The sequence below is a fragment of the Deltaproteobacteria bacterium genome, assembly GCA_020845895.1.
Taxonomy (GTDB): Bacteria; Lernaellota; Lernaellaia; order JACKCT01; family JACKCT01; genus JADLEX01.
Genome location: JADLEX010000057.1, coordinates 25,870 through 52,300 on the forward strand (window position 1 = coordinate 25,870; position 26,431 = coordinate 52,300).

17 protein-coding genes are annotated in these 26,431 nt (G+C 64.9%); 13 read left to right on the top strand and 4 right to left on the bottom strand.

Going from position 1 to position 26,431, the window contains the following annotated elements; genetic code table 11:
• Window positions 1–2: 2 nt before the first annotated feature.
• From IT350_07770 to IT350_07790, 5 genes are all read left to right on the top strand, one after another.
• On the top strand, window positions 3–515 hold the full coding sequence (locus IT350_07770) for a hypothetical protein (GenBank protein MCC6157936.1): 513 nt from the start codon (window positions 3–5) through the stop codon (window positions 513–515).
• Window positions 516–657: 142 nt separating this feature from the next.
• Window positions 658–1,689: a tetratricopeptide repeat protein gene (locus tag IT350_07775; GenBank protein MCC6157937.1), complete on the top strand. Its 1,032-nt coding sequence runs from the start codon at window positions 658–660 to the stop codon at window positions 1,687–1,689.
• On the top strand, window positions 1,689–2,135 hold the full coding sequence (gene aroQ / locus IT350_07780) for a type II 3-dehydroquinate dehydratase (GenBank protein ID MCC6157938.1): 447 nt from the start codon (window positions 1,689–1,691) through the stop codon (window positions 2,133–2,135). Before IT350_07775 ends, aroQ begins: the two co-directional genes overlap by 1 nt.
• Window positions 2,132–3,229 (top strand): aminopeptidase P family protein, encoded by a 1,098-nt coding sequence (locus IT350_07785; GenBank protein ID MCC6157939.1) that lies wholly within the window; start codon window positions 2,132–2,134, stop codon window positions 3,227–3,229. Before aroQ ends, IT350_07785 begins: the two co-directional genes overlap by 4 nt.
• Window positions 3,226–11,301, top strand: coding sequence for a tetratricopeptide repeat protein (locus tag IT350_07790; GenBank protein ID MCC6157940.1), 8,076 nt, complete (start codon window positions 3,226–3,228; stop codon window positions 11,299–11,301). Before IT350_07785 ends, IT350_07790 begins: the two co-directional genes overlap by 4 nt.
• A gap of 75 nt (window positions 11,302–11,376) precedes the next feature.
• On the opposite strand, the gene IT350_07795 is transcribed toward IT350_07790, so the two are convergent.
• Both IT350_07795 and IT350_07800 read right to left on the bottom strand, forming a co-directional pair.
• Window positions 11,377–11,934 carry a DUF5610 domain-containing protein gene (locus IT350_07795; GenBank protein ID MCC6157941.1) on the bottom strand — a complete coding sequence of 186 codons (558 nt, stop codon included), beginning with the start codon at window positions 11,932–11,934 and terminating at the stop codon, window positions 11,377–11,379.
• Window positions 11,935–12,061: 127 nt separating this feature from the next.
• Window positions 12,062–15,046: a radical SAM protein gene (locus IT350_07800; protein ID MCC6157942.1), complete on the bottom strand. Its 2,985-nt coding sequence runs from the start codon at window positions 15,044–15,046 to the stop codon at window positions 12,062–12,064.
• Window positions 15,047–15,221: 175 nt separating this feature from the next.
• On the opposite strand from IT350_07800, the gene IT350_07805 reads away from it, so the two are divergent.
• From IT350_07805 to IT350_07815, 3 genes are read left to right on the top strand one after another with little or no spacing between them, the layout of a single operon-like run.
• Window positions 15,222–15,620, top strand: coding sequence for a hypothetical protein (locus IT350_07805; GenBank protein ID MCC6157943.1), 399 nt, complete (start codon window positions 15,222–15,224; stop codon window positions 15,618–15,620).
• Between the two features lie 12 nt (window positions 15,621–15,632).
• A complete protein-coding gene (locus tag IT350_07810) occupies window positions 15,633–16,829 on the top strand; it encodes a class I SAM-dependent methyltransferase (protein ID MCC6157944.1) in 1,197 nt (398 codons plus the stop codon).
• Window positions 16,826–17,230, top strand: a complete 405-nt coding sequence (locus IT350_07815; GenBank protein ID MCC6157945.1) for a hypothetical protein — start codon at window positions 16,826–16,828, stop codon at window positions 17,228–17,230. Before IT350_07810 ends, IT350_07815 begins: the two co-directional genes overlap by 4 nt.
• 9 nt (window positions 17,231–17,239) lie before the next feature.
• Here the strand turns inward: IT350_07815 and IT350_07820 are convergent, their stop codons facing one another.
• A complete protein-coding gene (locus tag IT350_07820) occupies window positions 17,240–18,658 on the bottom strand; it encodes a sigma-54-dependent Fis family transcriptional regulator (protein ID MCC6157946.1) in 1,419 nt (472 codons plus the stop codon).
• A gap of 33 nt (window positions 18,659–18,691) precedes the next feature.
• Entirely contained in the window at window positions 18,692–20,674 is a 1,983-nt protein-coding gene (locus IT350_07825) for a cache domain-containing protein (protein ID MCC6157947.1), read from the bottom strand.
• Window positions 20,675–21,214: 540 nt separating this feature from the next.
• Between IT350_07825 and IT350_07830 the strand changes: the two genes are divergently transcribed.
• The 5 genes from IT350_07830 (at window position 21,215) to IT350_07850 (ending at window position 26,427) form a co-directional block, all read left to right on the top strand.
• Complete coding sequence (locus IT350_07830) at window positions 21,215–21,691, top strand: recombinase family protein (protein MCC6157948.1); 477 nt, start codon at window positions 21,215–21,217, stop codon at window positions 21,689–21,691.
• A gap of 28 nt (window positions 21,692–21,719) precedes the next feature.
• Complete coding sequence (locus tag IT350_07835; protein ID MCC6157949.1) at window positions 21,720–22,169, top strand: recombinase family protein; 450 nt, start codon at window positions 21,720–21,722, stop codon at window positions 22,167–22,169.
• Window positions 22,170–22,254: 85 nt separating this feature from the next.
• Window positions 22,255–24,372 carry a 4Fe-4S dicluster domain-containing protein gene (locus tag IT350_07840; protein MCC6157950.1) on the top strand — a complete coding sequence of 706 codons (2,118 nt, stop codon included), beginning with the start codon at window positions 22,255–22,257 and terminating at the stop codon, window positions 24,370–24,372.
• A 157-nt stretch (window positions 24,373–24,529) separates the two neighbouring features.
• Window positions 24,530–25,264 carry a hypothetical protein gene (locus tag IT350_07845; protein ID MCC6157951.1) on the top strand — a complete coding sequence of 245 codons (735 nt, stop codon included), beginning with the start codon at window positions 24,530–24,532 and terminating at the stop codon, window positions 25,262–25,264.
• A complete protein-coding gene (locus IT350_07850) occupies window positions 25,261–26,427 on the top strand; it encodes a hypothetical protein (protein MCC6157952.1) in 1,167 nt (388 codons plus the stop codon). The genes IT350_07845 and IT350_07850 overlap by 4 nt, the downstream gene beginning before the upstream one ends.
• The last annotated feature ends 4 nt before the right edge of the window (window positions 26,428–26,431 follow it).

Sequence of the window (26,431 nt, forward strand, 5' to 3'; positions counted from 1 at the left end):
ACATGGACGCCGACGACCTCGTTTTCGAAGCAGAGCTCTCCGCGTCCATCCGCGTAGTGACCATTCTCGTCTGGGCGGTTGTCATGGGCATGGGCGCCTGGCTCACCTGGCAGGGACTCACGCATGGGCCGCGAGGGATGATCGCCCTCGGAGTGCTCATCCCGGCAGTCCTCGCGGTCACGTGGGCGTTTCACCCCCGCGAGTATCGCATCACGCGCGAAGGAGTCGTGATCGACCGCCCGATCGGGTCGGTGACGATCGCCTGCTCTCAGATCGCGGGCGTCTCGCCCGACTCAAGCCTCATGCGGTTTCCCACGATTCGCATCATGGGATCGGGCGGCTTTCACGGCGTATATGGCCGATTCTGGCGAAAGGGCGTCGGCTCTTTCTCGTCTTACGTCACCAACCCCGCGACGACGGTGCGCATCGACCGCCGCGCCGGCGTCCCCGTCGCCGTTTCGCCGGCAACCCCGGATGCGTTCATCGAGGCGCTGCGCGCGCGATGCACGCCGTGACGCGACGCGTCCAAGGGCATCCCGAAGCGCGGAAACGCGGCGAAATCCCATGGAAAACAGGGCGTCGGCCCTTGACTTTCAAGGGTCCTCATGATGATGTGCCGCCTCACGTTTTCGCTCTCGCGCACGGGGATTCCCACAGGTGACCGCCGATCTGCAAAGCCAGATCGAACACTTCAATGCGCTCATCGCCGAGGGCGCCCCGGCTCACGTGTATTCGAAGCTCGCCGAGGCGTATCGCCGCAGCGGACGGCACGAGGACGCGGCCCAGACCGCCCGCACCGGCCTCGAACGTCATCCCGGGTCCCTCGCGATCCAGGAAGCTCTGGGACTGACGCTGCTCGACATGGGTCAAGCTGAGCCGGCTGTGCGCGCGCTGGCCCCCGTCGTCGAAAAACTCCCCGACAACTCGGTCGCGTCGATCTCTCTCGCAATCGCGCTTTCGCGGATCGGTCGCGTCGACGACGCGATGTCCGTGCTGCGACGGCGACTCGACAAGGATCCGCTCGACCGACCGGCGATGAACCTGCTGCGTCGCCTGGAAACGAAGGGCGCTTCCGAATCCATCGAGGTCCCCGCCCCGCCCGTCGGCCCGGTCCTTGCCGCTGCCCCAAAACCGGCTCAGTCCGTACCGGCGGCCACGGGCGCACCGCAGCCCACGGCGAGCGCACCGTCGCTCGCGCCGACGACACCGACGGACGAATCGGCCGCATCAAAGACACCGCCGCCCGGTCCCGCGCCGGAACCCGAGATCGAGTTGCCGATCCCCGATGCGCCGGTGCGACCCGAAATGGAGTTCGTCGTCCGTCCGCTCGCCGAGGTGTTCCGCGGGCTCGCGGCCGACGACACGGCCGTGGAAACCCCCGAAGGGCTCGATGGTTTTTTCGACGAAGCGCCGAGACCGCTCCAACCCATCCCGATCCTCGATCAGAATGAGACATCGACGACGTGGACCATGTCGGCGACCAACGGACATACGCAGATCGCGACCGAACCCCCGGCATCGCCGGTGCCGGAAGCCCGCGCAAGCGACACTCCCCTGGAGCCGCCGGCGAATGCCGCGTCCGCCGCCGTTCAGGTGGCCGTCAACGTCCCGGGCGACGAGACGGCCGTCGTGAAAAAGCGTGGATGGTGGTCCCGGTTCTGGCGATGGCTCTTTCGAAGGGGAACGTGATGGCCCGAGTGGACGTGATTCACGGACCGAACCTGAATCTGTTGGGGACGCGCGAACCGCACATCTACGGCTCGCGCACGCTCGACGAGATCAATCACGGGCTCGTCGCGCTCGGCGATCATCTCGGGCTCACCGTCCGCACCGCGCAGAGCAACCACGAGGGCGAGATCATCGATCTGGTCCATCGCGCCGGGCGCGAGGCCGACGGACTCATCATCAATCCGGGCGGCTACACGCACACCTCCATCGCGCTTCGCGACGCCATCTCAGCAATCGGCATCGTGACGGTCGAGGTGCACCTGTCGAACATCCACGCCCGCGAGGAATTCCGGCGGCACTCGTACATCGCCGGAGTCGTGCGCGGACGGGTCGAGGGACTCGGGGCCGAGGGTTATTCGCTCGCACTGCGCTGGCTCGCCGGCGTTCTGAACGCGGCCACCGCATGACGACGCGCGTCGCGAATGCCCGGCGAATCCTGGATGATCAGGCGCTCGATGCCCTGGTCGTCTGGAACATGGTGAACGTGCGCTATCTGTCGGGGTTCACGGGCACTGAAGGCGCGCTCGTCATCACGCGTGATCGCGCGCAGTTCCTGACCGACTCGCGGTACGCGACGCAGATTCGCGACGAGGCGCCGGCGTTCGAACATCGGATAGCCCCGGCAAAAATCGCCAACATCGCGGCGGCTCTCACCGACATCAAGGCCGAACACGTCGGATACGAGGACGAAATCCTGCCGGTCGCGCGCGCGGTCGCGCTGCGCGACTCAACGCCGGGAGTCGAGTGGATCGGATTGGGGACACGTCTCGACGCCCTGCGTCTGCGCAAGGACCCGGCCGAGATCGGCCTGATGCGCCGCGCGGCGCGGATCGCGGAAACCGGTCTCGACCGGGCGCTCGGGATGCTGCGGCCCGGTGTGACCGAGCGGCAGGTGGCGCTGGCGTTGGAATTCGCGATGCGCGAGGCCGGCGCGAGCGGCACGAGCTTCGACACGATCGTGGCGTCGGGTCCGCGCGGCGCGCTTCCGCACGGCGTCGCATCGGATCGCACCATCGGCGCGGGCGAGATGGTGACCATCGACTTCGGGTGCGTGGCCAACGGGTACTGTTCGGATCAGACCGTCACCATCGGCGTCGGACACGTGAACGGAGAGATGCGCCGGGTGTATGATATTGTCCTTGAAGCGCAGCATCGCGCCATCGACGCATTGCGTCCCGGCGTTTCGCTGCGCGAGGTGGACGCCCTCGCGCGCGGCGTGATCGCCGACGCGGGGTTCGACGAATTCTTCGGACACGGCCTGGGACACGGCGTGGGCATGGAGATTCATGAAAGTCCGCGAGTGTCCGGTTCGTCGGAATACACCGCGGAGGAGGGGCACGTCGTCACGATCGAGCCGGGGATCTATATTCCGGGTCGGTTCGGCGTGCGAATCGAGGATACGTTGGTGGTGACGCAGTCCGGTTGCGATCGCATCACCTCGATCGACAAGTCCTGGCGGGCGGTCGACGGGGTTACGGATGTTGTTGGGGGGCGGTCTTGAGCAAAGGCAAGAACAAGGGTTCCTTCCTGTCGAAAATCCGGCAGAAGCCCAAGGAGAAAATCGATCCTGAACTCCAGGCCCTGCTCGAATCCGTGCAGGACGACCCGGAGGACATGCGCGCTCGGCTGAAGCTCGCCGACGGCTACCTCAAGCGCGAGGACAAACTGCGCGCCCTCGACCAGTACCTCACGGTCGCCGAGACGTACGCCCAGAAGGGCTTTTATCCCAAGGCCGTCGCCGTCTACAAACAGGCCCTCGCGATCGATCCCGACATGATCGAGGTCTATCTCAAGCTCGCGGGTCAGTACGAAAAATTGGGGCTCATGGGCGAGGTCGTCGCCCAGTACACCAAGGCCGCCGCGATTCACGAAAAGGCGGGCCGGAAAAAAGAGGCGATCGACATCTTCCGCTCGCTGATCGACATGTCGCCCGACAACGCGGTCGGCCGCCTCAAGCTCGGCCAGCGCTATCTGAAGGAAGGTTTTGCCAACGAGGCGATCGCGGAATTTCTCAAAGCCGCCCGCGTCTTCGAGAAGCAGGGCGAGACGGGCGACGTCCGCCGCCTCTACGAAAGCCTGCTCGAAAAGGGTATCGAGGACATGCGCGTCGTGCATCCGCTGCTCGAGATCTACCGGGCGGCGGACGAGCACGAACTGATCCTCCAGCGGCTGTCCGCGCTCAAGACCGACGTCGCCGGATCGGCGAGCGTGCTGGAAATTCTCGCAGGGTCGAGCGCGGCGCTCGGCCGCAAGGCATCGGCGATCGCGGCGTACCAGCAGCTCATCGCGCTCTACGAACAGGCGCGCCGTCCGGACAAGGTCCACGATATCTGTATCGAGATTCTGCGGGTCGACGAGACGCACGTCGCCGCGCTCGCCAATGTCGCCGCGTGGCGCGAAAAAATCGCCGAGCAGGAGCGTGAACGCGCCCGCCGCGCCGAGGAAGAAAAGGCCCGCCGGGCCGAGGCCGAGCAGGAGGCGGAAGTCGATATCGAACTCGAGGGCGAGGAAGACCTCGATCTCGACCTCGCGGACCGCGAAGAAGCAGCTCGGATCGCCGCCGAGGGTCTGGACGTGGACGAGGCGCGCGTCGATCGCAGCGTGCCCGATGCCGTCGAAGAGGACGTGTGGGAAGTCGCCGAGGGCGAGTCGCCGCCCACCGAGGCCGTGGACGTATTCGAAGACTCCAAGGCGCACGAGGCCGAAGACCACATCCCGATGATGGATGTGGTCGAACACGGATACGTGGCCGAGGAAAAGGACGCGCACCGCGTCGATCGCGCCGAGCCCGAAGACCACGAGGTCGAATTCGAAGATCACGCCGAGCCGGTCGCAGCGAAATCCGATGAAGACCTGGACCTGTTTGCTCCCGAGGTTGGCGAGGCCCAAGACGCCGAGGTCGATCTGTTCTCCGAAGGCGCCGAGGCCGGGACGGACGACGTCGACCTGTTCGCGGCGGCCGAGCCAGAAGCGGCCGAAGCGGCCCGCGTGGACGTCACACCCAAGACCGAGCCGGAACCCGAGCCGGAACCCGAGCCCGAGCCCGAAATTCCGGTCGTCGATTGGGATTCGCTTTCGCCCGAGGGCGCGCGCGATCAACTCCATCTCGCGCGCATGGCCTGCGAAGATATCGGAAAACTCGAGCGCTTCGACACCTATCTCGATGACCTCGCGGTCGAGCACCCCGAGGACCTCGTCGTGCTCCAGGCGCAGCACGACCGCGCGCTCGAAACGGGCGACGACGACGCGCGATTGGCGCATCTGTATGACCTCGTCGCCGCAGCGCGAAAGTCCGATTCTGAGGACTTTGACCGCTGGCTCGAAGTGTTGGTCGAAGCCGCACCCGACGATCTCGATGCCGCCGGTCAGCTCGCCGACCGCCTGCACGCGACGAATCCCGACCGCGCCATCGTGATGCACACGTCGCTCGCGCGACGCGCCGCTGAACGTGGTGACACCGGCGAGGCGGAACATCGCCTCGGACGCGTACTCGACATCCATCCCGAAAATCCGGGGGCGCTGGGCGACCTGCTCGATCTGCACCGGCGCACCGGCGACGAAAACAAGACCTTCGCGACGTTGATGCGCCTCGCGCCCGTCGTGGAGAATTCCGGCGATGGCGCCCGCGCCCGCGCGTTGCTCGACGAAGCCCTGCGCCTGCGTCCGGAGTCGGACGAGGCGGCCGACGCGCTGCTGGGTTTGTACGATCGCGGGAAAGACGTCGGCGGAGCCACGGCGCTCCTGTGGAAACTCGGCCGCGACGCCGAAGACGCCAACCGCACCGACGAAGCCGAACGGCATTTCGATGCGCTGCTCACCCGCGACCCCGATCACGCCAAGGCGCGCGAGCACCTCAAGGATCTCTACATCCTGACCGATCGGCCCGCCGAGGCAATCGCGCAGTTGATTTCGCTCGCGAACGTCGCCGCCGAAGCGCGGCGATATCGCGACGCCGAGTCCGCGTTGCGCGAGGCGCTCGGCCTCGACCCGGCCTCCGACTCGGTGCGTCTCGCGCTCGCCGACCTGCTGGAGCGCGCCGATCGCCCGGTCGATGCGGCCAACGAACTGGCCGCTCTGGCCGACGCGTGGACCGCGAGCCATCCCGAAAAGGCGTCCGAAGCTTACGAGCGGGCGCTCGCGCTGGCGCCCTCGTCCGCCGCGCTCATCCGCCGGCACGCCGAGTTCCTGCGCAAGACCGGCAAGGGCGAGCAGGCCCTCGCGCGGCTGTACCAACTCGCCGATCTCGCCTCGCGTCAGGGGCGAACGGAAGAAGCCGAGTCCGCGTACCAAGAGATCCTGGTGCTGGATTCCGCCGCGGATCGCGCCCACTTGGCGCTCAAGGATCTGTACGTCACGACCGGACGCACCGATCAGGCCGTCGCCCAGCTCCTCGCCCTCGCCGAGTCCACCCGCAAGAGCGGCGACGACTCGACCTCCCTGGCTTACCTCGGCGAAATCGTCGGTCTCGCGCCCGAAAACCTCGCGGCGCACCGGGCGATCCTCGAACTGCATGAAGCGAGCGGCAACGTGGACGCGGCGGTGGGCGAGATGATCGCCATCGCGCGGATCCAGGCGGCCGCCGGAAACACCGCCGACGCCGCGACGGCCCTGCGCAAGGTCCTGAAGCTCCGTCCCGAGGACACCGAGGCGTTCGAGCGCCTCAAGTCGATCTACATCGAATCGGGCGACGAAAAACGCGCGCTCGAATTGCTGCTCGGACGCGCCGAGCGCATGGAAAAGGCCGGCCGACTCGAAAACGCCCTCGCCGCGATCGACGAGGTGCTCGTTCTCGTTCCCGGACGCATCGACGCCCTCGAGGCGCGCAAGGCGTTGCTCCTCGCCCTCGGCAACACCGACGGCGCGGTGTCGACGCTGCGTCTGATGGCGGCCGTGCACCGCGGCGCGGATCGGTCGGCCGATGCCGAAAACACACTGCGCGAGATCGTGCGTCTGGCCCCCTCGGACATGGCCGCGCGCGAGGAACTCGCCGAACTCTATCTCGCCTCGAATCGCGCCGAGCGAGCCGTCGCTCCCTACGAAGAACTCATTGACCTCGCCGAAGCGTCGGGCGACGTGGACGCGATCGAGCGCTATGCCCGGGCCGTTTTGCAAATCGCGCCCGATCGCACGCGGGCTCTCGAGGCACTGGCCGAACTCTACGAGCATCAGGAGCGGGGCTCGGACGCCGCGAAGATCTTTGAGACCCTCGCGGATCTCGCCGTCGCCGGAAACGATGTCACCGCCGCGCGCGATTGGCTCGGACGGGCGTCGATGCTGCTTCCCGATGATCCGGGACCGCTCACTCACCTGCTCGAAATCGCCCGATCTCAGGGCGACGCGGCGGTCCAGGTGCGCGCGCACATCGATCTCGCCACGCTCTTTTCACGTCTCGGTCAAAACGACCACGCCGAAACGCAGCTCAACTTCGCGCTTTCGGTCGAACCCGGCGCGGATGCCGCGCTCGACGCCCTCGTCGCCCTCTACCGGGCGACCGACCGCGACGCGCTCACTATTCCGCACCTTGTCGCACTGGCCGAGATCGAGATCGAACGTCAGAACACATTCGCCGCCGAGGAGCGCCTGAATGCGGTTCTCGAGATCGACGACGGCCACGCGGGCGCGCTCGAATTGCTGTCGGACCTGCACCTGCGTTCGGGCGATACCGACCGGGCCGTGCGCGAACTCTTCCGCCTCGTCGCCGCCGCGCAGACGCGCGGGGACATCGAGAGCGCCTTGGCGACGCTGGCGCGCGTCGAATCCGCCGACCCGACAAACATCGAGGCGATCCGCCGTCGCGCCGATCTGCTCGAAGAGGCGGGACGCCCCGACGAGGCCGTCGACGAGCTCACTCGCCTCGCAAACGCGCTGCGTCGCGCGGGCGATACCGACGAAGCGGGGAAGACCCTGCGACGAATCCTCGCGGCCGACCCGCGCCACGAGGCGGCGCACGTCGAGCTCGTCTCGCTGTGCCGCGAATCGGGCGACACCGACGGGGCGATCGACGAACTCTTCCGCCGCGCCGATATCCTCACCGCCGACGGCGAAACCGCCGCCGCGGCCGCGGCGCTCGGCGAAATTCTGGAAACGGCGCCCGGCAACGATCGCGCCCTGTGGGATCTGGCGGATCTGCACGAACTCACCGGCGAAATCCCCGAAGCGATCGACCGGCTCATGTCGCTCGCCCGTTACGCCCACGACGCGGGTCGTCCCGAACGCCGCGAGGAAGCGCTGCGCCGCGTGATCGCCCTCGATCCGGTGCACGGCGAAGCACAAATCCAGCTCCGCGCCCATTACGCCGAATCGGGCCGAACCGAGCAGGCGATCGAATTCGCTTACGATTATGCCGCGCGGCTGATTGCCGGCAGGCAGAGCGACCGTGCCGAGGCCGTCTATCGCGACATCCTGCGTCTCGACGCGACCTCCGACCGCGCGGCCGAGCAGCTCGTGGATCTCGCGATCGGCCGAGGCGACACCGCTCGTGCCATCGAAGTCCTGCGGGGACGGGCCGACGCCGCCGAAGCAGCGGGCGACACCGACCGGCTCGTGTCCGTTCTGCGCCGGTGCGTCGCGATCGACGCCTACAATCCCGATGAATGGGACCGGCTCAAGGACGTTTATGTCGCAGCAGGTCGCCGCGCCGAGGCGATCGAAACGATCTTCGAATCGCTCGAAACCCTCTCCGAAGCGATGTCCCCGGACGAGATCGAGGGCCGCCTCCTCGAAGTGCTCGCGCTCGACGACGGAAACACGCGCGCGCTGCGCCGGCTCGGCGATCACTATCGACGCCAGGGCGCTGCCGATCGCGCCGCCGACGCGCTCATGCGCCTGGGCGAAAGCTGCGCCGAAGCCGGCGAATCCGCGGCGGCCCGCGCCGCATTCGCCGAGGTCGCGATGATCGATCCCAACCATGCCCCGGCGCTGGTCCGGCTCGCCGATCTCGCGCTCGCCGCGGGCGATGGCGACGAGGCCGCGAGCGCATACCTGCGGGCCGCAGGAACGCTCGTTGGGCAAGGCGATCACGACGGCGCAATCCGCGCGGCGAACGCCCTGCTCGAAATGGGCCGTCACGAGGAACGCGCGCTCGCCATCGCGCGCGACGCGTACTCGGCGAAGGGCGACGCCGTCGCCGTGGCGGAGATCGAGCGTCGTCTCGCCGACCTCGCCGAATCGACCGGCGATCTTTACGCCGCGGAAGGCGCGCTGCGCGCCATCGCCCAGAGGGACGTGGAAGACTTCACGATTCGCGGCCGACTCGCCGACGTGCTGGCCCGCGAGGGCAAGACCACCGAGGCACTCGCCGAACTCTACGCCGTCGCCGATCTCGCGGCGAAGGCGGGGGACGTCGCCACGCAGGCATCGGCGCTCACGCGCGCGGTCGAGATCGATCCCGACAACGCGAAGGCGCATCGGCGCCTGCTGCGCCTGCACGAAGCCGCCGGCGACACCGAGGCCGTGCGCGCCCGCATCGACGAGCTCATCCGCATCCATTCCGGGCTTCGCGAAAACGAAGAGGTCGAGGCGCTCTACCTGCAACGGTTGCAGCTCGATCCGACCGACGCCCCAGCGCGCGAAGCGCTCTCGGAGCTTTATGTCGCGTCGGGCGAGACCGACAAAGCGCAGCTCTTCCTCTTCGACGAAGCCGAGACCGCGGAGCACGAGGGCCGCGAGGAAGACGCACTGGCGCTCTACGAACGCATTGTCGCGCTCGACGGCGCGAACGAGGCCGCGCGGCTGCGCGTTCACGAACTGCACAGGGCCGCGGGGAACATGGCGGCCGCGGCCGGCGCGCTGATCGGTCTCGTCGATCAGTGCATGGCGGCCCGGCGATACCACTCGGCCGAGAAGCATCTGCATGCGATTCTGTCGATGGACCCGACGAACGGCGCGGCCAAGGAGCGCATCGCCGATCTGTTCATGCGCTCGGCGCAGGAGAAAGCGCAGGTCGAGAGCCTCTTGCGACTCGCTGAAAAAGCGCTGGGCGCGGGGCAATACGAAGAGGCGCGCGCCCGGCTCGACGACGTGCTCGCGCTCGATCCGGAGAATCCCGAGGGACGCAACCTCGTCAACGCGATCCACTTCCGCCAGCCGGCGGTGGCCCGGCGCGAAGCCGGAGCGATCTTCGAGGATGTCGAAGTCGAGTATCAGGACCAGGGAGACGTGGCGATCTCGTGGAGCGACGAGGATCGCGGACGGCAGCCCGCGATGGAGGAACCGCACGCCGCCGCGTCGTCCGCGTTCGCGGACACGTCGGCCGAAATCGATCTCTTCTCCGAGGGCGGCGAGCCGCGTGACGTCGAGTCGGGCTTCGACATCGATACCGGTGAAGGCGACGTCGCTGACGCCGTCGAGTCGCCGGTGGTGGACATCTTCGCCGCGCCGTCCGCCCCCGCGGACGAGACTCTGGACGGTGAAGAGGGCGAACTTGCCGCAGCCGCCGAGGCCGCGGACTTCAGCGTGGACGCTTTCGCGGTGCGCGAAGACGAGGCCCGTACGACCGAGATCGTCGCCGAGCCGGTGGATCTGTTCGGATCGGTGACCGAGGAACCGCGCCTGCCCGAGCCCATGCCCCAGGCCGAGCCCGCGGACGTGGATCTCTTCGGCGACGGGGACGATTCCGCGCCCGAACCCGAGGTCGACCTGTTCGGCGAGTCGGCGAAGCCCGAATCCGCGCCGCCGTCGGAGTGGCCGGATGTCGAATTGCGCCCGGGCGGCGATCTCGAATCGACGACGGGCCCCGCGGAACCGTCGTTTGAGATCGTACACGAAGACGGTCTCGCGACGGACGAGGTGGATCTGTTCGACCGGCCGGACGCGGGATCGGACGACGTCGATCTGTTCGCGCCGACCGAGGAGACGCTCGAAGAAGCCACTGCCGGAGACGACCTCGTTGAGGAATTGCTCGAACTCGAGGAACGCAAACCGGCGCGCGACGAGGCAAAGGGCATCGGAGAACTGCTGCTCGACAGCCTGATCGGTCCGGAGAAAACACCGGCGCCGATTCCCGAGCGCCGCGCCGTCGAGACCGACATGCTCGACGACTTCATCAGCGCGCTCGGCGGCGAGTCGGCCGGCGCGCCTTCCGCGGCGCCCGGCGACTTCCTCGCGGACCTCGCCTCCGAATTCCGCAACATGCTCGGCGGCGAAGCGCCGCAGGACGCGCAGGCGCATTACGCGCTCGGCATCGCATTCCGCGAGATGGAGCAGACGAACGACGCCATCACCGAATTCGAAAAAGCGCTCGCGCTCGGCGACGAGGCGATGGAATCGCAGATCGCGCACCAGCTCGCTCAGTGCTACATCGAGGCCGAGACTTGGGACCAGGCGGCGGAGTACCTGTCGCAGACGCTCGACGCCACGGAGCGCGGCGGCGGCGACATCGATCCGGTGGACGTGCGCATGGATCTGGGGCTCGCGTACAAGGCGATGGGTAAGCTCAAGCGGGCGTTGGCGACCTTCCAGGAAGTCGATGCGCAAAACGCCAACTACCGGGGCGTGAAAGCCGAAATCCAGAGCCTGAAGAAGCAGCTCGGCGAGGGCGGCGACGAACCGCCCGACAACATCAGCTTCGTGTGACCACGGCGCGTTGTCGCCGGCGAAACGTCGAAGGGCGGGGAGTTCCCCGCCCTTCGCTTGTCATCGTTTCGGAACTTAGACGATCGATGTGGGCGCCGCCGGGCCGACGGCGGTCGGGTTGCCCGAACGCAGGTCGACGAGGCGCGTCTCGATGAACTTGTTGAACCTGTCGTGCGCCATTTGGATCGTGTTCGCGGCGGTGTCGAGAATGCCTTTGTCGTTCACGCCGAGATTCGACAGAATTCCCAGCGCCTCGCTGTAGCCCTGGTCGATCGCGCCGTTGATGAGCGCCTGATAGCTCACCAGCGCATGTTCCTCGCTCATGTCGGGATTCTGCTGCTGGTAGAGACCGAAGAGCCCGATCGCGAAATCCGCGATTCGCCCGCTGACAGCCTGGGGCGACGTGTCCACGGTGGACAGATCGTAGCCGAGTTCCTTCGCCGCGAGCTGCGTCATCTCCAGAATCTTCTGGAGCGACCTGTCGGCGACCACCTGGAGGGAGCGCGCGCGATCGACCGACCCGATGCGGACCTGATCCGCGATGCCGGGTTTCGACTTCTTCTCGATGCGTTGCGCGTCCTTGGATCCGGCCGCGACCGCGGCCTGCGAGCCGGTCAATCCGTTGACGTTCATCCTCGCCCTCCGGTGGCGTGCCAAGGGAATCCGCCGCGTCCGCTTCGGACCCTCGTCATGGTATCGGAAACGATCTTATGAAACTTGAGCGACGCCGCGCAATCGCCTTCGTAGCGCGGGGCGAACCCTACAGCCAGGCGTCGAGGCCGGTTTCGCGCAGCACCTCGCGCAGCCGCTCCACGCCTTCATAATTGGGGCAGCGCGTGCAGATCGGATCGAAGAGCGGCTTGTCGTTGGCGAAGCGGTAGTCGCGGTGCGTCGCCATGTACTTGCCGGCCACGCGGGCGCGGTCGTAGTCGTCGCCCGTCCAGATGTCGCGGAATCGCGCGGTGTTGACGTCGTGCACGACCTTCGGGCTGCAACAGTAGCTCACGCGCCCGTCGGCCCAGACGCGGGAGAACGCCCATCCCACGAGGCAGCCGTCGTCGAGATACCGCGTGCCGCTCCAGTTCTGCGCGCTCTCGGCGAGCTGCACGTCGATGTTCTCGACGACCCGAATTCCCGCCGTTTCCGCGACCTTTTTCGCGTCCACGATGTGACTTCGCACGCGGGCCAGTTCTTCGTCCGACAGGGCCAGCTCGCGATTGTACGGCTCGATCGCCGTGAGCTGGTAACGCAAGTGATCGACGCCGAGACGTGCGCCGAGTTTCGCGAACGACACAATGTCGTCCACGTTCCGATTGCCGATCACGCACACCAGCACAACCTCGGGCTTGTCCGACACGTCTCGCCCCTTGATGCGCATGAGCGTTTCCAGATTCGCAATCACGCGGTCGAACTCGTCGTCGGGCGCACCCGGGTGCGTGCGTCGGTACACCTCGCGGTCCGAGGCCATGAGGCTCACGTACAGCAGGTCGCACCCCGCCTCGACGAGCGTGGTGGCCAGCTCGGGCGTCAGTCGAATGCCGTTCGTGAAGAGCGTCGTGAAGAGCTTTCGATCCTTCAGATAACGCACCATGTCGGCGATGCGCGGGTGCGTGGTCGGCTCGCCCTTGCCCGAAAGCACGACGTCCTCTCCCGCATGCAAATCGGCGAGGTCGTCGGCGAGACGCGTGAACACGTCCCAGTCGAGCATGGACTTCTTCCAGTTCGGCCCCAGATCCTCGCGGCCCTTCGCGAGCGGCGAGTGGAACCAGCACGGCACACAGTCGGTGTTGCACGAGTTCGTCACGTCGAGGTGAAACGTGCGCGGGCCGACGAGGGCCATGTTTGCGACGACGCCCAGCGCGCGCAGCCGCTCCGACTCGCGGATGTCGCCGCTCGCCGCCCGGGCGAAACACTCCTGAAGGCTTCGCGTCGCGGGATCGAGATCGACGCCGATCTTGCCCAGCACCATGCGCGCGCCCGCTAGAAAGTTTTCGACGCGGCCCGAAAGGGTTTCGAGCGGCGTAACCGACAGGGCGAGCATTTCGGCGTTTGGCGCGCGTCGCCCCGTGGTCTCCTCGATCAGCGCGGCGATCTTCGGCAGGCGAAAGATGTTGTCCGGCAGCAGCGGAACGCGGATTCGATCGCCCGGTGCGGACGCACGTAGCGCCTCGATGGTCCGCGAAAAGCGCCGCCCCTCGCCCAGGATATGGTCGTGCAGCAGGTCGATGTCCGCCGCGAGGCTGACGAACGGCATGCCGACGCGGATGGGACTCACGGCGTCGGGAAGCACGGCGGAGATCGGCGCGGCTTGCGACGCGGTAGGCCGTGGCGGCTTCAAGCCCGATGGCGCGGGCGCGACCTGCGGCGACGTCGCGACGAACGCAACCGGGGTGTAACCTTCCGGCGCTCCCGGGGGCTTGGGTGCATTCGGTCTCGGCCCGCCGTTCGCGCGCGGCGGCTCGGGGCGAGGGCGTTCGTGCGTGATGACGGTCGCGGCGACGGCGGGGAGAGCCGTCGCATCACCAACGAGCCCGCCGTGACTCGCGGCGATGAGCGCGTCGCGGGAGGCGCCTGCCTTCGCCATGTCGACGAGGCGATCCACCAGCGCGGCATCCTCGGGAGTCAGCCCGCCGCGGATGCGCATGACCTCCTGATTATGCCCGAGGTTGTCGCAGATGCGAAAACACCCGGGAAGCGGGAAGTTCACGTCGTGGCCGATCTGCATGAGCCACGGGTCGTTCTGATCGATCTTGATCGTGTGGCGGCGGAATTCGTCGTGCCGGTCGCCGAACCAGACGTTGTCGAAGCCGTCCTTTGCCTGCCCCGACGGGATTCGGTGCGATTTGAGACACGCATTCACGAGCCCGGTGGTGGTGATGCGCGTGAAGAACCACCCGGCCGCGCAGGGAATCGTCGCGACGATGCCGTTGTCGAAGACGCCCTTGAGGGCATCGACGTTGTGCAGGCGGCGCATCATGAGCTCGGTGTGGACGAAAGGCTTGTTGTCCTGCCGGAACTCGGCGTGCCACCGATCGATCCACGCGATGTGCGACTCGTTGAGGTTGAATATCGACGTGCGGCCGGGGATCGGGTCCATCACCGACAGCTCGACCTCCTCGACGCCGAGATCGCGCCCGTAGGCGATCATGCCCGGAATCTCGCGGTAGTTGAGGCTGCACACGACGTTGTAGATTTTCACGCGCGGGACGCGCAGACCGGCGGCGCGCCGCGCGGTAAGCCTTGCCAGCAGATCGGTCACGATGCGAAAGGTCTTTTCGCTTTTGTTCGGATGCAGCTTCGCGTACGTCTCCCCGGTCGCGGCCCAGACGGAGACGATGAGGTTGTCGAGCCCCACGTCGCACAGCGCGTCGAGCTGCACCTCGTTCGTGCACACGAAGCTCGTGTTCACGGTACAGCGCATCCCGGCGTCCTTGATCCAACGCACCACGTCGATCAGGTATTTGTAGCAGCTCGGGTCGCCGCCGCCGCCCAGAAACACTTCGGCGACGCGCAGGTCCTTGAGGCGCGGGATGAGGTCGAAGACGAACCGCGGCGAATGCTCATCCAGTTCCAGCGTATCGTAGTGATCGCCGTCCCGCAAAAACGGCGAGCGCGCCCAGCACCCGACGCAGTTGTTGGGGCAGGTGTCCGTCAGGTCGAGATGCACCATCTCGGGCCCGATGAGCGCCCGGTCGCCCAGTTTCATGCCCGCGAGTCGTAGTGCGGTGTCGCCGTCGATGGCCAAATCGTCCTCTCGAAAATCCGATCGTGCATCGCCCGACCGGGTATCGCGTGTTGTCCGATCAAGCTTTGTAGCACACGTCGGAGGCGTTGGGGATGAATTGCGTCAAAGCCGTGTTTTCCTTGACAAAAGCGAAGCCCCCGGCATAACGTCGAGGCGGTTCTCCAGAGGTGATGGAATGCGTTTTCGCGCCGTGTTCGTCGTGACGTTGTGCCTCGCGGGCATTGCCCTCGCCGCGTGTTCGCGCGAACCGGTCGTCTTCGGCGATCCGGGCACGGCCAAATTCTCGAAGATCAGCACCGCCATGCTGCGACAAAGCGCGGTCGATATGATGGGCCGCCCGATCACAATCGGCGAAAAGTTCCTCATGTCACTCGGGACGGAGTTCGCCGAAGGGTACGAGGCGTTCCTGTGCAAGGGCGATTTCGGAGAGATCGTGATCCTGTGCCCCTTGGGCAAGTACAGCGACCAGATCAAGTCCCTGCGAAAGGGCCGCCCGATTGTCGCGTATGGATTCGTCACGACGATCGTTCCACCCGGCAAGCAGCGCGCCCTCATTGCGGTCTCCGTCGAATAGGGCTTCCATCTCATGACCATTCCCGCGTGCGTCCTCAAGTTCGGCCGCGAAAAGAGCCTTCTGGCGAGGCATCCCTGGGTGTTTTCCGGGGCGCTGCAACGTGAACCTGACGTCGACCGCGGCGAGACGGTGGATGTCGTCACCGCCGACGGGCATTTCGTCGCGCGCGGCGCGTATAACCCCGACAGCCAGATCCGCGTTCGCGTCTACACGTTTGAACCCGAGGCGATCGACGAGTCCTTTTTCGAACGGCGTATCCGCGAGGCGCTTACGTGGCGGCGCGCCCTGCTGCCCGCGGATACGAACGCATTCCGCGTGTGTTTCGCCGAAGGCGACGAACTCCCCGGCGTGATCGTCGATCACTACGACGGGTTTGTCGCGCTCCAGTTGCAGACCGCCGGCGCCGATGCGCGGCGCGAGGACATCGTCGAGGCCGTCCGCCGTGTGCTCGCGCCCAAGGGCATCTACGAGCGCAGCGACAGCGGTTTCCGCCGCGAGGAAGGGCTCGACACGCGCACAGGTCCGTTGTTCGGCGACGTGCCGCCCGCGACGCTGCCGGTGAAGGAATCGGGTGTCACGCACCTCGTGGACATCGCGAACGGCCAGAAGACCGGCATGTTCCTCGACCAGCGCGATTCGCGCGCCGTCGCGCGGCGGCTCGCAAACGGCAAAACCGTTCTCAACGTGTTTTCCTACACCGGCGGATTCGCGCTCGCCGCACTCGCGGGCGGAGCCACGCGCGCGGTGAACATCGATACCAGCGGCGCGGCCCTGGCCATCGCGCGCGAGGCGTACCGGGCGAACGGATTCGCGGTGAATGACGCCGACTTCATCGAGGACGACGCATTTGCGCGACTGCGTGTCATGGACGAGCGATTCGATGTCGTGATTCTCGATCCGCCCGCGTTCTGCAAGAGCCAGTCGCACGTCAAGACCGCCCTGCGCGGTTACAAGGACGTTATCATGCAGGGTCTACGGCGCACCAAGCCGGGCGGCCTGTTGCTCGCGTTTTCGTGCTCGGGGCACGTGGACGCGACGCTCTTCCAAAAGGTCATCTTCGGCGCGGCGCTCGACGTCGGCCGCCAGGCGCAAATCCTCGCCCGGCTCGGCCACTCGTTCGACCACCCGATCAACATCTATCATCCCGAAGGCGAATACCTGTCCGGCTACGTCGTCCGGGCGGGACGCGAGGAGGCTCACGCGCGATGAGAAAGATCGAGATGGTGCGGTGCGCCGTAAGTTCGCCGAACGACCCCGGGCACAGCGACGATGCGAAGTCCCTGCGTTTCGTGCCGTCGGAGATTTTCCGGCTCTGGCAGTACCTGATGGTCAACGTCAAGGGATTCACGCTCTTCGACACGGTGACCGGGGTGTGGATGGACGAGGAAATGTACTCCCGCGAACGGCAGGCGATGCCGAACGCCGCGCCCGATCACGTCGTCGAGGTGTCTTTTACCTACGTGCGCGAGACCGACGTCGGCCGACCGGTCATCCGCTATTTCCCGCAGGACCACCTCGAAAATATCATGTCGGTGTTCCTCAAGCACTTCAGCAAGGAACACATCCACGGACACACGCGCAAGATTCCGGGATTTTTCGTCGGAACCTGACCGCGCCGCTCACGCACGCTCGCGGATCTTCACGCCGTACTTGCGCATGAGGGCGTGGAAGTTCGTCCGCTGCATCCCGGTCTCTAAGGCGGCTTTTGAGACGTTCCAGTTCGCCCCGTCGAGCGCGCGCAAAATGAACTTCTGCTCGACCTTTTCGTAGGCCATCTCGCGGATGCGCTTCTTGATGTCCTTGAGTTCGTCCACGTTCTTCGGGATCTCCCACTCGTCCTCATCCATCGCCCCGCGGCCCGCGGCGATGGCGCCCGGCAGGTCGCTTTCCTCGATCAGCTCCGAGTCCGCCGTCGCGACGAGGCGCTCGACGATGTTCTTGAGCTCGCGCACGTTGCCCGGCCACGCGTAGGCGATCATCTTTGCCACCGCACCCGTCGAGAATCCTTGCACCGGCGTCGTCGTGCATTCGCGGGCAAGGCGCAGGAAGTGCGTCGCGAGCAGGGGGATGTCGTTCATGCGCTTGCGCAGCGGCGGAATGTTGATGGGCAGCACGTTGATCCGGTAAAAAAGGTCCTCGCGAAACTCGCCGCGCTCCACCATCTGCGCAAGATCCTTATTCGTCGCGCAGATCAGGCGGATGTCCACCTCATGCCCTTTCGTCGCCCCGACGGGCCAGATCGTCCGGCTCTCCAGCGCGCGCAGCAGTTTCCCTTGCAGCTCGAGGGAAATGTTCGAAATCTCGTCGAGAAAGAGCGTGCCGCTCGCCGCGAGCGTGAAATAGCCCGGATGATTGCGCATCGCGCCGGTGAACGCGCCCTTGACGTGGCCGAACAGCTCCGACTCGACCAGCGTGGGCGATAGCGACGACAGATCGACCGGCACGAAAGGCTGCGACGCGCGCAGACTGTTTTGATGGATGGACGCCGCGACGAGTTCCTTGCCCGTTCCCGACTCGCCGAAGATGAGCACGGAAAAGTCCGTGGGCGCGACCTTGAGGATCTGTTTTCGCAGCTCCTCCATGGTGTCGGATCGCCCGATGATGTCGGCCTCGGCGGCGGTGCGCGACAGCTCGCTCTTGAGAAACTCGTTCTCCTGACGCAGACGGTGATTTTCGAGCGCCTGAGTCACCGCGTGCGCGAGTTCCTCGGGAGTGAAGGGCTTGGGGATGTAATCGAACGCGCCCTTCTTGATGCACGCGATGCTGGTCTGGATCGTGGCGTAGCCCGTGATGATGATGATCGGCATCGAGGGCCGCGCGGCCTTGATACGCTCGAGCACCTGCTCGCCCGGCAAGTCGGGCATACGCAGATCGACGAGGGCGAGGTCGAAGCGACCGGACTCGGCGGTGCGCACGCCGTCCTCGCCGGACAGCACGTACTCCACGTGGTGCCCCTCTTCCTCCAGAATCCGTTTGCAGGTCACGCATACGGACTTTTCGTCGTCGATCACGAGAATGTTCGCGGAAGGTCTGGTCATGTCGAATCCCCAAATCGGGCCGCCCGACGCGCGTCAGGCGAACGAGACCGCCTGACTCTCGATCGCCATGAGGGGCAGCGTGACGACGAGCGTCGTCCCCTCCCCCACGGCGCTTTGCACCTGGATCATGCCGTTGTGTTTCTTGATGATGCCGAGCGACACGGAAAGACCGAGCCCCGTACCCTTGCTCTTGCCTTTGGTCGTGTAGAACGGTTCGAAGATCTTCTTCAGGTCGTGCTCGGGAATGCCGGTGCCGGTGTCTTTCACGACGACCTCGGCGAACGCGCCGCTGGAATCGTCGTCCACCGAGATCTCGATGCGCGCGGGGGCGTCGGGCAGCGCGGCGCGCCGGTCGCGGATCGCCTCCGCGGCATTGAGCACGACGTTGGTGAAGACCTGCTGCAACTGCCGGGCGTCGGCGTGGACGAACAGGTGCCCGGGGAAATATCGCGGCTCGACCGTCACCATGTTCATCGCGCCGTAGTTGCGGATGAGCCCCAACGTGTCGCGCACGACTTGATTCAGGTCGATCACCTTTTTTGCGATCGGGCGCTCGCGCGCGAAATCGAGCAGGCCGGCGACGATCTCCCGGCAACGTGTCGTTTCGGCGACGATGATCTCCAGGTCTTCGCGCTCGGGAGCGCCCTCCTTTGCATGCCGCAGCATCAGGCTCGACAGGCTGAGAATCGACGTCAGCGGATTGTTGATCTCGTGCGCGACGCCGGCGGCGAGACGGCCGATGGAGATCTGCTTTTCGACTTCCGACAGCCGATGCTCCGTCGCCTCGCGCAGCATCTGGTCGCGCTCCTTCACCGCCTGAATCATGCGGTTGAATGCTTTCGACAGACGCCCGAGTTCGTCGGAGCTGTGCAGCCGGACCTTGTGGTCGAGGTCGCCCGCGGCGACCCGGCTCATGCCCTCGGCCAAGTCGGCCAGCGGACGGCCCAGCCACGCGGCGAACAGGTACGACATGACGATGCCGAAGAGCATGCCCGCGCCGATGAGGCTGGAGAACAGCGCGATCGTCTTCTCCTGCGCGGCACGGTATTCGCCGACCGTCGTGCCGATGCCGAGCATGCCGATGATGCGCTCGTTCGCGTCGCGAATCGGGCGGTACGCCGTGTAATATTGGACCTTGGCGACCTCGGCCACGCCGATGTACCGCCCGCCCTCGCCGATCACCTTTTCCGCGACCCTGGCGTCGGCGGCCGAAAGAATCGGGATCTGGTATTCCTCGGCGGTCGCGTTGCCGGTGTGGACGTTGGCGGTCGTGATGCGCCGGTCACCCTGAAACACGGTGGCCGCGACCCCGACGGCGTCGGGCGCGTCGTCGCTCGGGCGCATCGCGCGAATCATCCGCTCCACGGGCGACGAGCGTCCGTTCACGATCGACGCCGCGAACGCGACGCCGATGAGATTGCGCCGGCGATCGTATACCGGCGCGGCGCACGCGATCGCGAGCATGTGTCCATCGACACCGAACTCGCGCATGCGCTCCGACAGCGCGACGGACGGGGCGACCAGCGCGACATCGCGAATGGGCAGCAGTAGCGGCGACGCAATGGCGCGCCGCTGCCGGGCCGCGTCGCGGATGATGTTCCACTCGGCTCCGAGACCATTCAGATCGACGTTGCCCGCGTCGTCGGACTGCGTGACGGAGAGGATGTCGAACTGCTCGCGGCCGGGAGATAGACGAAGGACCGTTTCGTCCGCGGCCTGGATGTCGGGGTGCGGACCGGCCGCGACCGACTCGAGCATCGTGCTCATGAAGTCGAGCTCGTTCTGCCACACCTGCCAGGCGATCATGAGGTCGGAGTCGGCCTTCGACTTGGCGAGCGAGAGGATCTGGCTACCGAGCACCGCGTTGCCGATCGCGATGGTGGCGGTCGCGGAGCTGAAGATCAGCACGACGAACGCGAGCGTCAGGCGGGTTCTCCACGTGATGCGGGCGATCCGCCGCGTCACGGTCTTCAGGAAGGGCTCGGGTTCGGGGCTTTCGTCGTCGGTGGGCAGCACGTCCCCACTCCACGCGAGTGTATAGAATATATATCACCTTTTCGCGGGGATTTCAAGCCCTTTTTGACGCGTCGTGCCAAAGCGCGGCGATTTTTCCCCATTCTTTTGCAAGTTTGTTCACGAATAACCGCCGATTACCGAACAGTATACGAACATACTAAGCCGCATCAGGCGCGATTTCTTTTCGATCCGCGTATAGCAAATCCATACGGTTCGCCATTTCCTTCAGCGCCCGCACAAAAACAGGCATATCTATTTGAATTTATAGCTTTAATTCTCGTATTCCGGCATTTCTCCCGACCTCACGACATGTATGCAAATTTTGTCCATTCCGGACCTGAGCCGGGAACCCGCTCGACTCAGGAGCCGAGATTCTCCTTGTTATTCAACGGTTTACCAATGCTCAGGCGGTTTGGCACGCGTGTTGCGTAAGCCTCATGACGGAAAGCGGGCCCAAAGGCCCCAAGGGAAGCCGAGAGGAACCATGAACACCACGGGACAGCGCCCAGCAGCGAACCCGAACCGAATTGGGAGTTAGCCATGAAACGCGCCATCGCCTACGTCAGCGACATCATCCTTGGACGCACCGGAGAGGTCATCAGCCGCGAAGAGCAGCGGGACCGGATCACCAAGTACGCCGCCGAGAAGGGCGTCGAGATCGTCCGCTGGTTCGAGGACCGCATGTACAACGAGGAACTCATGGAGCGCGCCGGCGTGCAGGCCCTGCTCGCGTGCGACGAACCGGTCGACATGATCCTCGTCGAGCGCGTGTGGAGCTTCTCGCGTTCGTGGCCGCGCCTCGAGGACCTCTTCAAGACCATCGACCGTAAGGGCCTCACCCTGGCCGCGGCGACCACGATGTGGGATTGCATCTCCCAGATGGCGCGCCGCCGCTACGACCTCACGATCCCGGGTCCCGGCCGGCACCCGGTCGTGCGTCGCGAAGAAGTCGAGATGCCGGCCATTCGCCGTCCGCGCAAGCTCCAGTTCACGCACCTCTATCAGCAGGCCCGGTGAGCGGACGCGGAAGGAAAGGGAGAACGCCATGAGAACCGCCATCGCCTACGTCACCGACACGCTGCTGTGCCCCGCCAAGGGGGTCTCGCGGCGAGAGGAACAAAAAGAGCGCCTGCGCGCTTACGCCGCCGAGCACGGCATCATGATCGCCGCCTGGTTCGAGGACGAGATGTGCGTTCCCGAGCCGCTGGAGCGCTCGGGCGTGCGCGAGCTGCTCAACTACCGCGACGCGTGCGATGTCGTCCTCGTCGACCATGCGTGGTGCCTGTCACGCGAGTGGGCGAAGACCAAGCGCGTGGCCGAGGCCCTCGTGTGCAGGGGCCGCGCGCTCGAAGCCGCGCAGACCGGTTGGGACGGCTGCTCGCAGATGCTGCGCCACTTCTTCGACCCCGACCGCTGGCGTCCCGCGGCCCCGAAGCGCCCCAAGATCGAGAAGGATCGGAATGTGCCCGTGGCGGCCTATCAGCCCCACGCTTGATATTTTATCGGTGTCCAACTCGCCCCGCCCCGTCGGATCCGGCCGGACCGACAGGGCGCGGGGCCCGGTGTGAAGGAGAAACATCATGTCCTGGACCGAAGCGACCCGAGAGGTCATGTGGAACATCTCGGCTGCCTGGCTCATGTACGTGCTCGCCCTCGTCGCGGCGGGCATTTTCGCGTACGGAGCTTGGCAGCGCGTCAAATTCTGGATGGCGGGCAAGGCCGACAAGGAGCGTCTCGCCGATTTGGGCAAGCGTTTCGTCTTCCTCGTCAAGGAACTCCTGATCCAGCGCAAGGCGCGCGAGGAACGCTATCCCGGCATCTTCCATAGCCTGATCTTCTACTCGTTCCTCGTGCTCGTCGTGACGACCTCCGTTGTCGCGCTCGACTACGACTTCGGCACGCACTTCTTCAAGGGCCCCGTCTATCTGCTCCTGTCGCTGGGCGCGGATTTCGCCGGCGTGCTGATTCTCATCGGCGTCGGCATGGCCGTGTGGCGACGCTATTTCGTGCGTCCCAAGACGCTGCACACCGAGAGCGGCGACGCGTGGGCGCTCGGCCTGATCGGCGCGATGGTCGTCACGGGCTTTCTCGTCGAGGGCCTGCGAATCGCTATCGTCGGTGACCCGTGGAAGATCGTCTCACCAGTGGGCACGGTGTTTTCGTGGCTGTTCACGGGCATCTCGCCCGAAGGCGGGAAGACCGCTCACGCCATGCTCTGGTGGACGCACACCGTCTTCGCCATGGGCTGGATCGCCACGCTGCCCTTCACCAAATTCGTCCACCTGCTCGCGATGCCCACCAACATCTTCTTCGCGAAGATGAAGCCGCGCGGCGAGCTGGTGCGTCAGGATCTCGAGGCGATGTTCGCCGACGAGAACTTCAACGAGGAGACCTTCAGCTACGGCGTGATGACCACGGGCGACCTGACGTGGAAGCAGCGCCTCGAAGCCGACGCGTGCATCTCGTGCGGACGCTGCGAAGAGATCTGCCCGTCGTTCCAGGCGGGGCAGCCGTTTTCACCGCGCATGTTCATCCAGGGTCTCAAGACGCAGCTCGACAAAGAGCAGGAAGCCGCTCGCGCGAAATCCAAAGCCGCCAAGGCGAACGGCGGCGACACGCGCATCGGCGACGCCGCGGCCGCGCCCGAAGCCGGCAACGGGCACGCGAATATCGTCGGCGATATCTTCGACGAGGAATTCCTGTGGTATTGCCGCACGTGCATGGCGTGCATGGAGGTCTGCCCGGCGATGATCGACCACGTGGACGACATCGTCGACGTGCGCCGTAACGAGGCCGTCATGCAGGGCCGCATGCCGGGCGACGCCGCCCGCGCGATGCGCATGCTCGAAAACCAGGGCAACCCCTTCGGCCCCGAAACCATGCGCACCGACTGGGTTCAGGAGATGGGCGTTCGCGTGGTGGGCCCGGGCGAAAAAGTGGACGTGCTCTATTGGATCGGCTGCTGCACCACGTTCGACCCGATCAAGCAGAAGATCGCCTCCGACCTCATCCAGCTCATGACGAAGGCGGGCGTGGACTTCGGCGTGCTCGGCGGCGACGAAAAATGCTGCGGCGACCCCGCACGGCTGATGGGACAGGAGATGCTGTTCCAGACGCTCGCCAAACAGCAGGTCGAGATCCTCAACCAGCGCGAGTTCCGCGTGCTGATGGTTTCGTGCCCGCACTGCTACAACGTGCTCGCGCACGAATATCCGCAGTTCGGCGGCCACTACAACGTGATGCACCACAGCGAATTCCTGCACGAGATGGTGTGGAGCAACACGATCGTTCCGCAAAAAGGCAAGCGCCACAACGTCGTCTATCACGACCCGTGCTACCTGGGCCGCTACCAGAAAATCTACGATTCGCCGCGCGAAACCCTGAAGTCCGTGCCCGGCATCGAGATCAAGGAGATGAAGAATCACATGGACCGCAGCATGTGCTGCGGCGGCGGCGGCGGAAACTATTTCTTCGACAACGACAAGGGCGAGCGGCTCAACAACCGTCGCGTGAAACAGGCCGACGAGGTCGGCGCGGACATGATCGTCACCGGCTGCGCGTATTGCATGCAGATGCTCGTCGACTCCGTGAAACTCATGGATCTCGACGAACGCATCCGCGTCGCCGACATCGCGACCGTCATGCTCGAAAGCCTGGACGAAAAACCCAAATCGACTTCCGCGGGCGCGGCTCTTTAGCGCCCGACCTTCACACCGATTGGGCCGGGGGGTGACCCCGGCCCGTTCTTTTTCTTGCAAGAGCCAGAAAGAGGTGTTACTGTTGCCGCAAGTGGACGCCAAAGGTGAAGCGGCGGGACCGGGACCAGGGTGTCTCGCGAACGGCGGAGTATCTCACATGAAACGAACGGAATTTCGTGTTTTCTTGGTCGTGTTCGCGCTTTCGATCGCTTCGCTCGCTCTCGCGTTTTCCTTGCAGTCTGAAGAGGACGTCGCCCCATCCGCGGCGGTGGTGCCGCCTGAAGTCGTCTCGCTTGACGAGGACGAGGTCGAGGAGTACCTTGGCGGTGGCGCGATCGCCTACTGGCAAACCTCCGAAACGCGGCCCGTGAACGGCGATGGCTTTTCCGAGACCTCCACGCTGGTAATCCACGGTGCTGACGTGGGGGATATCCGCGCGACCGTGCGCCTCAGCGCCAGAATCGGCCCGCTGAACAGGAATATTTTCGACGACGTGATCGACATTCCCGCCCGGGCCGACGTCACGATTCCCGTCAATCTGGGTGCTGGTCTTGAACTGCATCCCAAGCAGTTGGAATACACCACCAAGATTCTCGGCAACGTGCGCGCTCTTCATGCCGACACCGAGGTCCGTCACACGCAATTGCTCCCAGTTCGCTTTGTGGCCTTCGACCGCAACACCGCCGCGTGGCAGGTGATGGACGCCGACACTCGCGACGCGCGATATCCTTACGGTTTCACGACACCGGAGGGTCAGGAATTGGTTCGCCAAGTTCTCGCGCGAACCCCCGCCGGAGAGCTGGTAGACGACATCGGACCCGATATCTCTCCTCCTGTAGAAGAAGAACCGATCATCGCCGACCTTTCCAATCTCGATGGAGTCGATCAGTGAACCCGCGAAACCAACGGACGATTTGCATCGCTTCGATCATTGTGACGTTCTTCGCCGCTGCGGGACCTTCGTCGGCCACCGACGACGTGAAAGTCTGCATCAAATATGAGACCCATTTCTCCGATTGGGAGATGGGCGATTTCTACGCCTACTCATCTCCACATGATTATGTGGCGATTCAGCCCAAGGTTCGCGTTTGGGACAACAATACCAGTACCGCCATATACAACGACTTCACAAACGTTGTCAACTGCACGCCCACGCTGGCGCTGAATTCGACGCACAATTTTGAAATCAAGGTGTACGCCATCGCGTTGCTCGTCGACAACAACGAAATCCGTGTGTACGACGACTACAACAATCCCGCACTTCACGCTCAGGTCATCAACGCTACCTGGAACCCCAGCGCCGACGGCACCTACACGTTCGTACACCAATACAATTCCACGTACAAGGTGTCGAATGTCTTGGCTGCGGCGGGTTGGGCCGTCAACCGACGTCCTGCCGGGCTGTCGAATCTCGACATCACCTACTTCACCGATCCGTGTCCCTCAACCGGGACATCCTGCTTTCAGGAAAACGGAGGCAATCACAGAATCATGCTATCGTCGGATGGCCTTGACAATAAATCTACTATCGCCCACGAAACCGGACATGAGATATCCTTCCAAAAAAACGACAACGACGGACATACGAATGATTGCTCTTACTATGTGACAGGAAATCTCGACTGCAGCGACGGCGGAACCGGCACTTCACAACACTGCAACAAATGCATAGAATATCAAAGCTGTGCGGCATGGGAAGGCTTCGCCGATTTCTATATGATAGCGGCATGGAATTATGAAGGAGAGTCGAATTGCGATTATAACAAAGACGGTGATTCGTGCGAAAATGATGGCGCATGGATGGAAAATCATTTGTGCTGTTTGACATGCAACGGATATGGAATGGAATGGGACTGGGCCCACTTTTGGTGGGACATGTATACCGACGCAGGTTTATCCGTCGGCGACATTGCCGAAATTTACAATCTTTCAGATCCGGAAGATTGGAATGCCGGGATTGGCGTGTACGATGCCATCCATGACGCCGCCATGAACTTCGGCGTGAATTCGTCGGTCTGGAATAATGTCGAGATGATCAACGGAGTCGATCATTAGGAGG

Excerpts from the sequence above, each read along its gene's own strand:
- IT350_07770 (MCC6157936.1), top strand. The coding sequence starts at position 3 with ATGGACGCCGACGACCTCGTTTTCGAAGCAGAGCTCTCCGCGTCCATC.
- aroQ (MCC6157938.1), top strand. The coding sequence starts at position 1,689 with ATGGCCCGAGTGGACGTGATTCACGGACCGAACCTGAATCTGTTGGGG.
- IT350_07785 (MCC6157939.1), top strand. The coding sequence starts at position 2,132 with ATGACGACGCGCGTCGCGAATGCCCGGCGAATCCTGGATGATCAGGCG.
- IT350_07795 (MCC6157941.1), bottom strand. The coding sequence starts at position 11,934 with ATGAACGTCAACGGATTGACCGGCTCGCAGGCCGCGGTCGCGGCCGGA.
- IT350_07805 (MCC6157943.1), top strand. The coding sequence starts at position 15,222 with ATGCGTTTTCGCGCCGTGTTCGTCGTGACGTTGTGCCTCGCGGGCATT.
- IT350_07810 (MCC6157944.1), top strand. The coding sequence starts at position 15,633 with ATGACCATTCCCGCGTGCGTCCTCAAGTTCGGCCGCGAAAAGAGCCTT.
- IT350_07815 (MCC6157945.1), top strand. The coding sequence starts at position 16,826 with ATGAGAAAGATCGAGATGGTGCGGTGCGCCGTAAGTTCGCCGAACGAC.
- IT350_07820 (MCC6157946.1), bottom strand. The coding sequence starts at position 18,658 with ATGACCAGACCTTCCGCGAACATTCTCGTGATCGACGACGAAAAGTCC.
- IT350_07830 (MCC6157948.1), top strand. The coding sequence starts at position 21,215 with ATGAAACGCGCCATCGCCTACGTCAGCGACATCATCCTTGGACGCACC.
- IT350_07835 (MCC6157949.1), top strand. The coding sequence starts at position 21,720 with ATGAGAACCGCCATCGCCTACGTCACCGACACGCTGCTGTGCCCCGCC.
- IT350_07840 (MCC6157950.1), top strand. The coding sequence starts at position 22,255 with ATGTCCTGGACCGAAGCGACCCGAGAGGTCATGTGGAACATCTCGGCT.
- IT350_07845 (MCC6157951.1), top strand. The coding sequence starts at position 24,530 with ATGAAACGAACGGAATTTCGTGTTTTCTTGGTCGTGTTCGCGCTTTCG.